Source organism: Pantoea sp. BR_17 (assembly GCF_041955125.1).
GTDB classification, from domain to species: Bacteria; Pseudomonadota; Gammaproteobacteria; order Enterobacterales; family Enterobacteriaceae; genus Pantoea; species Pantoea stewartii.
In genome coordinates this window covers 61,484-74,506 of the sequence record NZ_JAVAXT010000007.1, presented here as the reverse complement: position 1 = coordinate 74,506, position 13,023 = coordinate 61,484, and the positions used below count along the sequence as shown (strand labels likewise).

The window sequence follows — 13,023 nt, the reverse complement described above, 5'->3', positions numbered from 1 at the left end:
AGGGTTATTTCCGACCGGGTGAAAGCCCCTATTTTAAGGCACGTGCAGGAAAAAGAGCTTGCAGCTTTTGCAGTAAGATCGGCGTAATGGAGAAAAAATTTCTACCGGAGTGCGCATGTTAGATAAAATCGACCTTAAACTGCTGGCGATGCTGCAGCAGGATTGCACAGTTTCGCTCCAGGTACTGGCGGATGCGGTTAACCTCACCACCACGCCCTGCTGGAAGCGCCTGAAAAAGCTGGAAGAAGATGGCTTCATCCGCGCACGCGTTGCCCTACTTGATAATGAAAAACTCGGCCTGTCACTTACCGCCTTTATGTTTGTGAAAACCACCCAGCACAGCAAAGACTGGTATCAGGAATTTGTGTCGGTAGTGCAAAGCATGCCTGAAGTGATGGGCTTCTATCGCATGGCCGGGGAGTATGATTATCTGCTGCGTATTCAGGTTGCCGACATGAAAAGTTATGATGCCTTCTATAAGCGTTTAGTTAATGGTGTAACAGGCCTTATCGATGTGACCTCCAGCTTTGCGATGGAAGAGATCAAATACACTACAGCCCTGCCGGTTGCCCCCTGATTACCTGAGATTGAGAGCTGCCTTGTGCGATTATTCAGCCAGTTAAGTTGGTATTTTATCCGTGAGTGGCGGCGTTATCTGGGCGCCGTCACTTTATTAATCATCATTGCCGTGCTGCAACTTCTGCCGCCGTGGGTGGTTGGCGTGGTGGTTGACGGCGTAACGCATCACAGCATGAGCGCCAGCCGCATTATGATGTGGATTGGGGTGATGCTGCTGACTGCCGTCGTGGTTTATCTGCTGCGTTATGTCTGGCGCGTGCTGTTGTTTGGCGCGTCCTATCAACTTGCCGTCGAATTACGCGAGGACTTTTACCGTCAGCTCAGCCGACAGCAGCCCGCCTTTTACCTGCGCCATCGCACCGGCGATCTCATTGCCCGTGCCACGAACGATGTGGATCGCGTGGTTTTTGCTGCCGGGGAAGGCGTGCTCACGCTGGTGGATTCGCTGGTGATGGGATGTGTTGTGCTGATTGCCATGAGTACCCAAATCAGCTGGCAGTTAACGCTGATTTCGCTTATTCCGATGCCGTTTATGGCACTGGTGATTCACCGCTATGGCGAGCAACTCCATAACCGTTTCAAACTGGCTCAGGCTGCCTTTTCCAGCCTGAACGATCAAACGCAGGAGAGCCTGACCAGTATCCGTATGATCAAAGCATTTGGACTTGAGCAGCATCAGTCCCAGCAGTTTGCCGATATTGCACGCGATACCGGCGAAAAAAATCTGCGCGTCGCCCGGGTGGATGCGCGTTTCGATCCCACCATCTATATTGCCATTGGTTTTGCCAACCTGCTGGCGATAGGCGGCGGAAGCTGGCTGGTGTGGCACGGAGACATGACGCTGGGCCAGCTCACCAGCTTTGTAATGTATCTTGGCCTGATGATTTGGCCGATGCTGGCGCTGGCATGGATGTTTAACATCGTTGAACGAGGCAGCGCAGCCTGGAGCCGCATCCGCGCATTATTATCCGAAGCGCCAGTGGTGGAAGACGGTGATCACACCTTGCCTGAGCCAGCGGGAACGCTGCAGGTGGCTATCCGCGAGTTTCATTATCCCGCCAGTGCCGGTGCGGTATTAAGCAATGTCACGTTCCAGTTAAAACCGGGCGATATGCTGGGGCTGTGTGGCCCGACCGGCAGTGGTAAAACCACGTTACTGAGTCTGATTCAGCGTCATTTCGACATTCAGCAAGGTGATATTCGCTACCATGCCATCCCGCTGCCGTCGCTGCGTCTGGACAGCTGGCGCAGTCGCCTGGCCGTGGTGAGCCAAACTCCGTTCCTGTTCTCGGACAGCGTGGCCCGTAATATTGCGTTGGGTAAGCCCAACGCCACGCAGGACGAGATTGAGCAGGCGGCGAAAATGGCCTGCGTGCACGAGGATATTCTGCGTCTGCCGCAGGGCTATGAAACCGAGGTGGGCGAGCGCGGCGTCATGCTGTCGGGTGGTCAAAAACAACGTATTTCCATCGCCCGTGCCTTGCTGATGAATGCGGAAATTCTGGTGCTTGATGATGCACTCTCGGCGGTTGATGGTCGCACTGAACACGACATCCTGCATAATCTGCGGCAGTGGGGCAGAGGGCGAACGATCATTATCAGTGCGCATCGTTTGTCGGCGCTGACAGAGGCCAGCGAAATTCTGGTGCTGCAAAAAGGCACGGTGGCACAGCGTGGCGATCATGCCGGGCTGGCGAATATGCCTGGCTGGTATCGCGATATGTACCGTTACCAACAGCTGGAAGCGGCACTGGACGACGATGAGAGGGAAGAAGAGGTGGCACATGGCTAAATCACAACGTATGTGGCCAACGCTCAAACGCCTGCTCAGTTATGGCAGCCCGTGGCGCAAGTCATTGTCTCTGGCCGTGTTGATGCTGTGGATTGCGGCCGCGGCAGAAGTGACCGGTCCGGTTCTGGTGAGCTATTTTATTGATAATCTGGTCGCGAAGCATCAGATGCCGTGGGGCACGGTAGCGGGACTGGTCGTAAGTTTTATCCTGTTGCAGCTTCTGGCTGCCGCTTTGCATTACTGGCAGGCCTTACTGTTTAACCGGGCCGCCATTGGTGTGGTACAGCGCCTGCGTACCGACGCCATGAATGCGGCACTGCGCCAGCCGCTCGGCGCCTTTGATACGCAGCCGGTCGGGCAAATTATTTCCCGGGTCACGAATGATACCGAAGTTGTTCGGGATCTGTACGTCACGGTGGTGGCAACGGTGCTGCGTAGCGCCGCGCTGGTCGGTGCCATGATGGTGGCGATGTTTAGTCTGGACTGGCGCATGGCGCTGGTGGCGATGTTAATTTTCCCGATGGTGCTCATTGTGATGCTGATTTATCAGCGCTACAGCACGCCGATAGCCCGTCGTGTACGCAGCTACCTGGCAGACATTAATAATGGCTTCAATGAAGTCATCAGCGGAATGAGCGTGATACAACAGTTTCGCCAGCAGGCGCGCTTTGGTGAACGCATGCTGGAGGCCAGCCGTTCACATTATCTGGCGCGCATGGAAACGCTCAGGCTGGATGGTTTCCTGCTACGACCGCTGCTGAGCCTGTTCTCCGCGCTGATACTCTGCGGATTACTGTTGCTGTTCAGCTTTTCGGTGCCGGGTGTGTTTGAAGTTGGGGTACTTTACGCCTTTATTACCTATCTGGGGCGCCTCAATGAACCGCTGATCGAACTGACCACCCAGCAGTCGATGCTGCAACAGGCGGTCGTGGCGGGCGAACGTATTTTTGAACTCATGGATGCGCCACAGCAGCATTACGGTCATGACGATCGGCCTCTGCAATCGGGACGCATTACGCTGGAGAACCTGAGCTTTGCCTACCGGGACGATCGTGAGGTGCTGAGTAATATTGATCTCGACGTGCCTTCGCGGGGCTTTGTCGCCCTGGTGGGACATACCGGCAGCGGCAAGAGCACCCTGGCAAATTTGCTGATGGGCTATTACCCCGCCACGCGCGGCGAGGTGCGCCTGGACGATCGTCCGCTTAACCAGTATTCCCATGAGGCACTGCGTCGCGGTATCGCGATGGTACAGCAGGATCCGGTGGTGCTGGCCGACACGCTGTTAGCGAATGTACGGCTGGGTCGGGATATCAGTGAAGAGGCGGTCTGGTCGGTACTTGAACAGGTACAGCTGGCCCCGCTGGCGCGCGCCTTGCCTGACGGTATCCATACCCGACTGGGAGAGCAGGGTAATAATCTCTCGGTAGGGCAGAAACAGTTACTGGCCCTGGCTCGGGTGCTGGTGCAACTGCCGCAGATTTTAATACTGGATGAAGCTACCGCGAATATTGACTCCGGCACGGAGCAGGCGATCCAACACACGCTGCGCACCTTACGTCAATATACGACCCTGGTAGTGATTGCTCACCGCCTTTCCACTATCACCGAGGCCGATACGATTCTGGTTTTGCACCGTGGCCGCGTTGTCGAGCAGGGGAATCATCAGCAGCTGCTGGCCTTGCAGGGCCGTTACTGGCAAATGTACCAGCTGCAGCAGGCAGGTGATCGGCTCGAATCGGATGAGGTGCTGACCAGTGCCGGATGATTTGCACCTTTTTTGCGCATTTTTTCCTTGTTGACCCGTTTGGATGCACGTCTTTGTGCTTAACAGCACCAAAAGCGTGCATCCGCTTCGCTTAGTCATCCCATCACTGCGCCCTGCTTATTTATTCTGCGTTTCCTAACCCTGATTCCATCGCAGCCTGAAAAGTGATTTTGCCCATTAATTATATCTGGCACAGGCTTTGCTTAACTCTCTCCGTGTCCATGAGACCGACCTATTTTAATCCTTAAGGAGAGGCTATGAAGCTGGTTACCGTCGTGATTAAGCCGTTCAAGCTGGAAGATGTGCGAGAAGCATTGTCTTCAATTGGTATTCAGGGACTGACCGTCTCCGAAGTTAAAGGTTTTGGGCGTCAGAAAGGACATGCTGAACTCTATCGCGGGGCGGAATACAGCGTAAATTTTCTGCCGAAAGTAAAAATTGATATCGCCATTGCCGATGACCAACTGGACGAAGTAGTGGACGTAATCAGTAAAGCGGCTTACACCGGAAAAATTGGCGACGGCAAGATTTTCGTTGCTGAACTGCAGCGCGTGATTCGCATACGTACCGGCGAAACCGACGAAGCCGCACTGTAAACAAGACTCAGTAATGTGATGGGATGGAAAAAAATGAATAAAATGCTGACCAAGTTGGGCCTGACCAGCCTGGCACTGTTACCGTCGCTGGCGATGGCGGCACCTGCCGTAGCGGACAAAGCCGACAACGCCTTTATGATGATTTGCACCGCACTGGTGCTGTTTATGTCAATTCCTGGGATTGCACTGTTTTACGGCGGCCTGATCCGCAGTAAAAACGTGCTGTCGATGCTCACACAGGTTGCGGTGACCTTCTCGCTGGTGTGCGTACTGTGGGTGGTTTATGGCTATTCACTGGCCTTCAGCGAAGGCAATGCCTTCTTTGGCAGCTTCAACTGGGCCATGCTGAAAAACATTGCACTGACCGCCGTCATGGGCACCTTTTATCAGTATATTCACGTCGCGTTCCAGGCATCCTTTGCCTGTATCACGGTCGGTCTGGTCGTCGGTGCGCTGGCGGAACGTATCCGTTTCTCCGCGGTGCTGATTTTTGTCGGTGTCTGGCTGACCCTGGCTTATCTTCCCATTGCGCATATGGTCTGGGCGGGCGGCTTACTGGCTCAGGATGGCGCCCTGGACTTCGCAGGCGGCACGGTGGTGCACATTAACGCTGCGGTAGCCGGTCTGGTTGGTGCTTACCTGGTGGGCAAACGTGCCGGTTTTGGCAAAGAAGCATTCAAACCACACAACCTGCCGATGGTATTCACCGGTACTGCGATTCTGTATGTTGGCTGGTTTGGTTTTAACGCCGGTTCAGCTTCCGCTGCGAATGAAATTGCTGCTCTGGCCTTCCTGAATACCGTGGTTGCGACGGCGGGTGCGGTGCTGGCCTGGACTTTTGGCGAGTGGGCGCTGCGTGGTAAACCGTCTTTGTTAGGTGCCTGTTCTGGATTTATTGCTGGTCTGGTTGCCATCACGCCGGCTTGTGGTTATGTCGGTGTTGGCGGCGCGCTGATCATCGGTATCGTGGGTGGTCTGGCAGGTATCTGGGGCGTGACAACGCTGAAAAAATGGCTGCGCGTTGACGATCCCTGCGATGTGTTTGGTGTCCACGGTGTCTGTGGCATCATCGGTTGTATCCTGACCGGCGTGTTTGCTTCATCTTCACTGGGCGGCGTGGGTTATGCGCCTGGCGTGACCATGGGCCATCAGGTTGCGATTCAGTTGCTGAGCGTGGGCGTTACCATTGTCTGGTCTGCCGTCGTTGCCTTTATTGGCTTTAAACTGGCCGATATGATCGTCGGTCTGCGCGTACCGGAAGAGCAGGAGCGCGAAGGTCTGGACGTCAACAGCCATGGCGAGAACGCTTACAACCAGTAACTTGTCAGTCTGAATAAATAAAAAGGGGCGATGATTCGCCCCTTTTTGCTATTCGCTGCGCTGACGCATAACGCCTTCCTGCACAGTAGACGCGACCAGCTCACCCTGTTGATTGTAAAACTCCCCGCGAACAAAGCCGCGTGCACCCGATGCTGAGGTGCTTTCAACGCTGTAAAGCAGCCAGTCATTGAAGTTCAGTGGCCGATGGAACCACATAGAGTGATCAATGGTCGCCACCTGCATATCGGCTTCAAGAAAACCTTTACCATGCGGTTGTAAGGCCACAGGCAGAAAGTTGAGATCGGACGCATAGCCAAGGAGGTACTGATGGATACGCACATCGTCGGGCAGGGTGCCATTGGCCCGAATCCACACCTGACGCTGCGGTTTATCGACATGGCCTCTTAACGGGTTGTGGATCTGTACCGGGCGGATTTCCAGCGGGCGTTCAGCGACAAATTTTTCGCGTAATTTTTCCGGCAGCATATGCGCCATTTTTTGCGCCATTTGCTGCTCATTGGCCAGGTTTTCCGGTCCTTTAACCTGCGGCATCGGTTTTTGATGTTCAAACCCGCTTTCCGGAGACTGGAAGGATGCCGTCATATAAAAGATCGGCTGACCATTTTGGATGGCACTGACGCGGCGCGCGCTGAAACTTTTGCCGTCGCGCAGACTTTCAACATCGTAAATAATCGCCTTTTGGCTGTCGCCGGGGCGAAGAAAATAGCTGTGAAAGGAGTGAACGCCCCGATCCTCGGGAACGGTCTGTTTGGCCGCAAAGAGAGCCTGTCCAACGACCTGACCACCAAATACCTGACGCAGGCCCAAATCTTCGCTCTGGCCGCGAAATAACCCCTCGTCGAGTTTTTCCAGATGAATAAGATTAAGCAGATTTTCGAGTGCCTGACTCATGGCGCTATCCTGAGAAAATGTATTTTGTTAAGTGTGAAAGATCCGACCAGTTTCCGTCAACCACACTTTTGGACTTTCATCCAACCAGGCAAACTTTTGATTTTGTGCCAACATTAAAGCTATACGGCGAGTGAAACGCTGTAATAAAGATTCACTGCTAAAAATCATTCTGATCAAAAGGAGACGACATCGATGAAATTCTGGCATGTGTTAAGTGGCGTCGCGATGGCAATGGCTCTCGCAGGTTGTGCCCATAAAGGAAAACCGGTACCGACACCGACATTGGGTTCTGCGGTCGCAGGACAAACGGCGACCATCGCTCAGCCTAATGTAAGCGGGGCGGTTTATATTCGTCAGCGTATCGCGTTACCGCCTGATGCAGCCCTGACAGTGACCCTGTCTGATGCATCGGTGGCAGATGCACCGTCCAAAGTGTTGGCACAGCGCGTGGTTCGCACCGACGGGAAACAGGCGCCGTTCCATTTCATACTGCCGTTTAACCCAGCGGATGTTCAGCCAAATGCACGCATTCTGTTGAGCGCAGCTATTACGGTTAATGGCAAGCTGGCCTTTGTCACGGAAGAAGTGAAACCGGTCGTGAATCAGGGCGGCACCAAAGCCGATCTGGTGCTAGTGCCCGTGCCTTCTGTACCGATGAAGACTCAGCCTGGCGCCGTCACCACTGTGCCACCGACATCGCCCACGCAGGTTACGCCGTCCGCCGCCGTGCCGGCACCGACAACGATGTAAGGCTCTGAGGCAGGGCGGCGCGCTGTGCCGCCCTGCAGTATTAAAACTGCCAGCGAAACTTAGCCAGATCGATCTGACCTGCCTCCGTAACTTCCACGCCTTCCGCTTCCAGCGCTTCACGCTGACGAAAAAAACGTTCGCCCTGGAGCGAAAGCGTACCGTGACGGTTAATCACCCGATGCCAGGGAAGCGTACTGCCTTCCGGTAAGCGGCTCAGAACGCCGCCCACCTGGCGCGCCGCGCGGGGCGAGCCTGCCAGTAATGCCACATCGCCATAGGTGGTAACCTTGCCGGGCGGAATGGCGGCCACAATTTGCCAGATACGTTGTTTAAAGCCGTCAGTGGTTGAGTTCATAGGCTTACCTGCCAGTAAAAGAACCATAATGCTAACATAAAGGGGGTAATTTACAGGGATCGTACAAGAAACCAACGGTCATCCGTGCCAGGCTTGCAATTGCCATAGGCTTCCCCGATAATGCCTGCGCTCTCGATATGAGGGCTTGTCAATGGGGGCCCTGTTGGTTCTCCCGCAATGCTAGCTTGTGAACTCGGTCAGGTCCGGAAGGAAGCAGCCGCAGCAGGTGACGCGTGTGCCGGGATGTAGCTGGCAGGGCCTCCACCATTTTGTCTCCACCCGATTCCTCTCTTGTCACTCGCTTTTTTTGACACGCCTCTTTCTTCGCAGGCAGGCAAAGCTCGCCTGGGCCGATCCATTGCCGGCAGGCGAGTCGAACAGAAACGGGCGGGTTAAATCAGATTAAACGTAACGCAAAAATTAACTTAGCGTACAAATTTCCATACTGACACGGGGACTTTGTCATACAGTTTGTTCATCGTCAGTTCAGCCAGGCGGTGATCGGCTGCGGAGTAAAATACGGCTAATTCATCATCGGACAATTCATACTTATTTTTCTCAATCACTCTTTCGAGCGTGTCAATTGAGCGACAACGTCTCAGTCGCATCAAATAATCAGTTTTAGTCAGGGTTTTGTTCATAAATAAACCGTTCTCACGTCAGTACTATAATGAATGGCTTGGCTGTTGAAGATAAGCGCACTCTTCTTGAAACAGATTAAATAAACGTTTTGCTGAACGTTGCCAGCGCTGCAGATCCTGAGTGTTAACGCTATAGTTGCTAAATAGCATAAAAGTATCATCAAGATATTCATCGATTTGGGTAATCAGCGCTTCGTCTTCTGCATGCTTAATTTTGTAATTCATGGTGAAAGAGGCGATATGCTCTATCAGATCGTTCAGCTGTAAATTACCATCGGCAGTAGGGTCATTTACCCAGCCATGATGGCTGTCGGTTAATGTTGCCATACTGGCGTCAAACAAACTCTCACACACGTATTTAAGCTGGGCAATATCATGCCGTTTCGGTGAGTATTCGTCCATCTTTTTCCCCTCCGTAGCTAGCAAAGTTACCGCAATGCGGCCAGGTTCGGTGAAGCGGCCAGGAAGTGGTGGTTGGGCTTATAATTAACGGACTGCATTAAGGATAGTGTAAAATCATTAGTTCTGCTCACCTCCATTACTAAATATTACAATTCATCTCCGGGTGAGGGGCGGTGATTCTCAATGGGCTCAAACACAAGCGCGGCAGGGCCGATATGAAAACTGACTTGTTCATTTTGCGTAATGGTTTCATTTAAATCCAGACAAGGATTAAATAAATTCCACTGGAAATCGTAAAGTAACTTAAATCTATTCGGTCCGGTCATCTGAACATCAATAACTTTTAAACTGTCTGGTACTAACTGAGCGTTTGCGGAATACCATTGCAAATCGCCAAACAGAGATTCTGTTATTTTGAGAATATTCCGTTCAATGATTGTAGCTAATTTTACGCAATCCGTTTCATTCTGCGCAACATCACATTCAATGCTTACTGACATAGCGTACTCATAATAAATGTCTTCAGACCCATCATTGATGTTCTTTTGTCGCTTTGCAAGTCCCCCTCTTCAGCAATATTGCGCTGTGATGCTCTCATTTAAGCAAGTGATTGATTCACTGCTGCTTCTTATTGGGCCTTATACGGGCAATTTGTGCCCTGGTTTATTTTTTGAAACACATTGCCGTGCCAGCGGGCGGACAACATCGGGTATGATGGTTGTTATGTTATAACATTTTTGGTGTAGTGATGAATCAAAGTGGACTGTTGATGTCACTCGGTGGACGGCTGTTGGTGGCATTGATGTTAATCGCCGTACTGGCGCTGGCGATGTGGTGGGGAATGCAGCCGTGATAACGTTCAGGCATTTGCAGGCAGGTTATCAGGGACGCGCGGTCACGCCCGTTGTGACAACAGAACTGGCGCAGGGCAGTATGACCGCCTTAATCGGTGCCAACGGCAGCGGTAAATCTACCCTGATAAAGACGATCGCCGGATTATTACCCCCGGTAAGCGGGCAGTGTGATGTGCGGATCTCGCGCCGTGAAGTGGGCTGGTTGCCGCAACGTAGCGAACTGGAAACGCGTTTCCCTCTCACCGTGTTTGAGCTGGTTTCTATTGGCTGCTGGCCGCGCTGTGGCTGGTTTGGCGGCATTAACCGGGCACTGCGCAATGAGATAAACGCCGCGCTGGATGCGGTGCAGATGCGTGATTATGCGGATGCTCAGCCCGCGACATTGTCTGGCGGCCAGCTACAGCGTGTCCTGTTTGCCCGGCTCATGCTGCAACGTAGTCGCTTGTGGCTGCTGGATGAGCCTTTTAACGGCATTGACAGCAAAACGGTGGCGTTACTGATGTCAATTTTGCAGCAGCAGCAGCAGGCGGGCACGACGCTGCTGGTCGTGTTGCATGACCGTCCGTTAGTTGAACGTTATTTTACGGATGTGCTGTCAATGGATGAGGGATCGCATCAGCGCAGTGCGGTTGCTATGACGCCGTTACGGAGCATTGCCCCGTGACGCTTATTCAACCTTTTATTGAATTCAGCTTTATGCGCAGGGCGCTGGTGGCCTGTATTGCTCTGGCATTCAGTGCCACCCCGCTGGGCGTCTTTCTCTCCTTACGGCGTATGAGCCTGATCGGTGATGCGTTATCCCATGCCGTACTGCCCGGTGCCGCCATTGGCTATTTAATCTCAGGCTTATCCCTTGTTGCGATGGGCGTGGGTGGGCTGATAGCGGGGCTGGCGGTGGCGTTATTGTCCGGTGCGGTCAGCCGTTATACGCCACTGAAAGAAGATGCGAGTTTTGCCGGCTTCTATCTGGGTTCGCTGGCGCTGGGCGTGACGTTAGTGTCACTGCGTGGCTCCAGCGTGGATCTGCTTCACGTCCTGTTCGGTTCATTGCTGGCGGTGGACAACCCGGCCCTGATCGTGGTGGGCAGCATCGCCGCGTTTACCCTCTTGATGCTGGCGGTAATCTATCGCCCTCTGGTCATTGACGCTTTTGATGCGGATTTCCTGCGTGCGCAAGGTAAATGGAGCGCACCGCTGGTGCACGGTATTTTCCTGACGCTGGTGGTGCTTAACCTGGTGGCGGGTTTTCAGGTGCTGGGCACGCTGATGTCGGTCGGGCTGATGATGTTGCCTGCCGCCAGCGCGCGATTCTGGAGCCGTCATCTGGTACTGATGCTGGGCGCGGCCATGTTGATGGCTGTCCTGTCGGCATTTACGGGGTTAATCCTTTCCTGGCACTTTTCACTGCCGGCCGGACCGGCGGTGGTGTTGAGTGCCGCAATGTTGTTTTTTCTCTCCATCTTAACAGGGCCGTGCGGTGGCATTCTGCGCCGCCATTAATCAGAGGTAGCGATGAAGATATTACCCATTAGTCTGGCAATCGGTGCATTAGTCGTCAGCCCCTTCACCATGGCGAAAACGATCGATGCGGTGGCGAGTTTTACCGTGCTGGCCGATATCGTCAAACAAATTGGCGGCGATCATGTTCATGTTAAAAGCCTGGTCGGGCCCAATGGCGATCCCCATACTTTTGAACCGACGCCGCAGGACAGCGAAGCGCTGGCAAAAGCCGATGTGGTGTTTGTCAGCGGACTTGGTCTGGAGGGCTGGATGAACCGTCTGGTGACGGCCTCAGGTTATAAAGGGGAGCCGGTAGTGGCCTCGACAGGGATTGAAACCCGCACGATGGAAGAGGATGGCAAAACCATTACCGATCCCCATGCGTGGAACAGCATGTATAACGGCACCATTTATGCCAAAAACGTAATGAATGCGTTAATCAAGGCCGATCCCCAGGACGCTGAAGATATCCGTCAGCGCGGCGAAAAGTATATTCAGCAACTGCAAAAGCTGGACGCCTGGGCCAAAACCTCTTTTGCCGCCATTCCGCAGCAAAAACGTAAGGTGCTGACCAGCCATGATGCTTTCGGTTACTTTGGGCAACGCTATGGCGTCACGTTCCTTGCGCCGGTTGGTTTCTCCACCGAAGCGGAAGCCAGCGCCAGCGATGTAGCCAGTTTGATCACCCAACTTAAGCAGGAGCATATCAAAACCTACTTTATGGAAAATCAGACCGATCCCCGTCTGGTGAAACAGATTGCCAGCGCGACAGGCGCGAAGCCGGGTGGTGAGCTTTATCCGGAAGCGCTGTCCACCGCGTCCGGCCCGGCGCCGACCTATGAAGCCGCGTTTAAACACAACGTTGACGTGATGCTCAAGAGCATGCGCTAAGCATAAAAAAAGCCGGAATGGCTCGAAAGAGACAGTCCGGCTAAGGTTCACGACACATCAACGTTTTTTCTTTCTTCCCTGCACGGCTTTAAAGCGCGGATTCGTTTTGCAGATGACATAGATACGGCCTTTACGCCGAACGACTTTGCAATCCCGATGGCGACGCTTTGCGCAACGGAGTGAGCTGAGTACCTGCATGTTGCCCTCGCTTATTTCCGACCCAGAAAACGCCCAAAACGCTGATTAAAGCGCGCGGTACTGCCTTCTTTGGCAAAGTCTTTCTGCTTACCGGTGTAAAACACATGAGAGGCCGAGGAGACATCAAGCGTCACATACGGCAGGGTTTCGCCTTCAAACTCAACGGTACGGTCGGTTTTGATTGTTGAACCGATTCTGAAAAAGACATCAGCCGAGGTGTCATGGAACACCACGGCACGATAGGAGGGATGAATATTCGCTTTCATACTTCTCACCAATGTAATGTTATAATATAACAATATTATGCGCCGTGGCCGATATGAATGCAACCCTGTAAAACCCAGGGGAAACAGCGGGGCGGCGATGGCGGGCAAACCGTGCAACGGATAGCACGCTGTCGCTGACTGAGAACAGGCGCACGGCAGACCGTGCTTCAGGCAGACAGGAAAGAACAGATTTGCGCTG

16 protein-coding genes and 1 other RNA gene are annotated in these 13,023 nt (G+C 53.4%); 10 read left to right on the top strand and 7 right to left on the bottom strand.

Features of this window, described 5'->3' with window-relative positions; translation table 11 throughout:
- Positions 1 to 115 precede the first annotated feature (115 nt).
- The 5 genes from RAC60_RS12475 (at position 116) to amtB (ending at position 6,055) form a co-directional block, all read left to right on the top strand.
- Positions 116 to 577 (top strand): Lrp/AsnC family transcriptional regulator, encoded by a 462-nt coding sequence (locus RAC60_RS12475; protein WP_033738670.1) that lies wholly within the window; start codon positions 116 to 118, stop codon positions 575 to 577.
- 24 nt (positions 578 to 601) lie between these two features.
- Entirely contained in the window at positions 602 to 2,371 is a 1,770-nt protein-coding gene (locus RAC60_RS12470) for a SmdA family multidrug ABC transporter permease/ATP-binding protein (RefSeq protein ID WP_033738672.1), read from the top strand.
- Entirely contained in the window at positions 2,364 to 4,139 is a 1,776-nt protein-coding gene (locus tag RAC60_RS12465; RefSeq protein WP_006117947.1) for a SmdB family multidrug efflux ABC transporter permease/ATP-binding protein, read from the top strand. The genes RAC60_RS12470 and RAC60_RS12465 overlap by 8 nt, the downstream gene beginning before the upstream one ends.
- A gap of 257 nt (positions 4,140 to 4,396) precedes the next feature.
- Positions 4,397 to 4,735 (top strand): P-II family nitrogen regulator, encoded by a 339-nt coding sequence (gene glnK / locus RAC60_RS12460; RefSeq protein WP_003850469.1) that lies wholly within the window; start codon positions 4,397 to 4,399, stop codon positions 4,733 to 4,735.
- A gap of 33 nt (positions 4,736 to 4,768) precedes the next feature.
- Positions 4,769 to 6,055, top strand: coding sequence for an ammonium transporter AmtB (amtB, locus tag RAC60_RS12455; RefSeq protein WP_033738675.1), 1,287 nt, complete (start codon positions 4,769 to 4,771; stop codon positions 6,053 to 6,055).
- A 48-nt stretch (positions 6,056 to 6,103) separates the two neighbouring features.
- On the opposite strand, the gene tesB is transcribed toward amtB, so the two are convergent.
- Complete coding sequence (tesB, locus tag RAC60_RS12450; RefSeq protein ID WP_006117944.1) at positions 6,104 to 6,967, bottom strand: acyl-CoA thioesterase II; 864 nt, start codon at positions 6,965 to 6,967, stop codon at positions 6,104 to 6,106.
- Positions 6,968 to 7,159: 192 nt separating this feature from the next.
- On the opposite strand from tesB, the gene RAC60_RS12445 reads away from it, so the two are divergent.
- On the top strand, positions 7,160 to 7,717 hold the full coding sequence (locus RAC60_RS12445) for a YbaY family lipoprotein (RefSeq protein WP_006117943.1): 558 nt from the start codon (positions 7,160 to 7,162) through the stop codon (positions 7,715 to 7,717).
- Between the two features lie 40 nt (positions 7,718 to 7,757).
- Here RAC60_RS12445 and RAC60_RS12440 read toward each other — a convergent pair whose 3' ends face one another.
- Complete coding sequence (locus RAC60_RS12440; RefSeq protein ID WP_152998336.1) at positions 7,758 to 8,099, bottom strand: MGMT family protein; 342 nt, start codon at positions 8,097 to 8,099, stop codon at positions 7,758 to 7,760.
- A 134-nt stretch (positions 8,100 to 8,233) separates the two neighbouring features.
- On the opposite strand from RAC60_RS12440, the gene ffs reads away from it, so the two are divergent.
- An RNA gene (gene ffs / locus RAC60_RS12435) (signal recognition particle sRNA small type) lies at positions 8,234 to 8,330 on the top strand.
- Between the two features lie 167 nt (positions 8,331 to 8,497).
- Here the strand turns inward: ffs and RAC60_RS12430 are convergent.
- The 3 genes from RAC60_RS12430 to RAC60_RS12420 all read right to left on the bottom strand — a co-directional run bounded on the left by RAC60_RS12430 (position 8,498) and on the right by RAC60_RS12420 (position 9,615).
- Positions 8,498 to 8,713, bottom strand: coding sequence for an HHA domain-containing protein (locus RAC60_RS12430; protein WP_006117940.1), 216 nt, complete (start codon positions 8,711 to 8,713; stop codon positions 8,498 to 8,500).
- Positions 8,714 to 8,737: 24 nt separating this feature from the next.
- On the bottom strand, positions 8,738 to 9,115 hold the full coding sequence (gene tomB / locus RAC60_RS12425; protein WP_039338473.1) for an Hha toxicity modulator TomB: 378 nt from the start codon (positions 9,113 to 9,115) through the stop codon (positions 8,738 to 8,740).
- Positions 9,116 to 9,261: 146 nt separating this feature from the next.
- Positions 9,262 to 9,615 carry a hypothetical protein gene (locus RAC60_RS12420; protein WP_058701148.1) on the bottom strand — a complete coding sequence of 118 codons (354 nt, stop codon included), beginning with the start codon at positions 9,613 to 9,615 and terminating at the stop codon, positions 9,262 to 9,264.
- Between the two features lie 349 nt (positions 9,616 to 9,964).
- Between RAC60_RS12420 and RAC60_RS12415 the strand changes: the two genes are divergently transcribed.
- From RAC60_RS12415 to RAC60_RS12405, 3 genes are read left to right on the top strand one after another with little or no spacing between them, the layout of a single operon-like run.
- Positions 9,965 to 10,633 (top strand): metal ABC transporter ATP-binding protein, encoded by a 669-nt coding sequence (locus tag RAC60_RS12415; protein WP_033738793.1) that lies wholly within the window; start codon positions 9,965 to 9,967, stop codon positions 10,631 to 10,633.
- On the top strand, positions 10,630 to 11,469 hold the full coding sequence (locus RAC60_RS12410) for a metal ABC transporter permease (protein WP_058701147.1): 840 nt from the start codon (positions 10,630 to 10,632) through the stop codon (positions 11,467 to 11,469). The genes RAC60_RS12415 and RAC60_RS12410 overlap by 4 nt, the downstream gene beginning before the upstream one ends.
- Before the next feature lie 12 nt (positions 11,470 to 11,481).
- Entirely contained in the window at positions 11,482 to 12,360 is an 879-nt protein-coding gene (locus RAC60_RS12405; RefSeq protein WP_033738684.1) for a metal ABC transporter substrate-binding protein, read from the top strand.
- Between the two features lie 57 nt (positions 12,361 to 12,417).
- Here the strand turns inward: RAC60_RS12405 and ykgO are convergent, their stop codons facing one another.
- Entirely contained in the window at positions 12,418 to 12,558 is a 141-nt protein-coding gene (ykgO, locus tag RAC60_RS12400; RefSeq protein ID WP_006117931.1) for a type B 50S ribosomal protein L36, read from the bottom strand.
- Positions 12,559 to 12,569: 11 nt separating this feature from the next.
- Entirely contained in the window at positions 12,570 to 12,824 is a 255-nt protein-coding gene (locus RAC60_RS12395) for a type B 50S ribosomal protein L31 (RefSeq protein WP_375093876.1), read from the bottom strand.
- Positions 12,825 to 13,023 lie beyond the last annotated feature (199 nt).

Excerpts from the sequence above, each read along its gene's own strand:
- RAC60_RS12465 (WP_006117947.1), top strand. The coding sequence starts at position 2,364 with ATGGCTAAATCACAACGTATGTGGCCAACGCTCAAACGCCTGCTCAGT.
- RAC60_RS12445 (WP_006117943.1), top strand. The coding sequence starts at position 7,160 with ATGAAATTCTGGCATGTGTTAAGTGGCGTCGCGATGGCAATGGCTCTC.
- RAC60_RS12420 (WP_058701148.1), bottom strand. The coding sequence starts at position 9,615 with ATGTCAGTAAGCATTGAATGTGATGTTGCGCAGAATGAAACGGATTGC.
- RAC60_RS12475 (WP_033738670.1), top strand. The coding sequence starts at position 116 with ATGTTAGATAAAATCGACCTTAAACTGCTGGCGATGCTGCAGCAGGAT.
- RAC60_RS12395 (WP_375093876.1), bottom strand. The coding sequence starts at position 12,824 with ATGAAAGCGAATATTCATCCCTCCTATCGTGCCGTGGTGTTCCATGAC.
- glnK (WP_003850469.1), top strand. The coding sequence starts at position 4,397 with ATGAAGCTGGTTACCGTCGTGATTAAGCCGTTCAAGCTGGAAGATGTG.
- tesB (WP_006117944.1), bottom strand. The coding sequence starts at position 6,967 with ATGAGTCAGGCACTCGAAAATCTGCTTAATCTTATTCATCTGGAAAAA.
- RAC60_RS12440 (WP_152998336.1), bottom strand. The coding sequence starts at position 8,099 with ATGGTTCTTTTACTGGCAGGTAAGCCTATGAACTCAACCACTGACGGC.
- amtB (WP_033738675.1), top strand. The coding sequence starts at position 4,769 with ATGAATAAAATGCTGACCAAGTTGGGCCTGACCAGCCTGGCACTGTTA.
- RAC60_RS12430 (WP_006117940.1), bottom strand. The coding sequence starts at position 8,713 with ATGAACAAAACCCTGACTAAAACTGATTATTTGATGCGACTGAGACGT.
- tomB (WP_039338473.1), bottom strand. The coding sequence starts at position 9,115 with ATGGACGAATACTCACCGAAACGGCATGATATTGCCCAGCTTAAATAC.
- ykgO (WP_006117931.1), bottom strand. The coding sequence starts at position 12,558 with ATGCAGGTACTCAGCTCACTCCGTTGCGCAAAGCGTCGCCATCGGGAT.
- RAC60_RS12405 (WP_033738684.1), top strand. The coding sequence starts at position 11,482 with ATGAAGATATTACCCATTAGTCTGGCAATCGGTGCATTAGTCGTCAGC.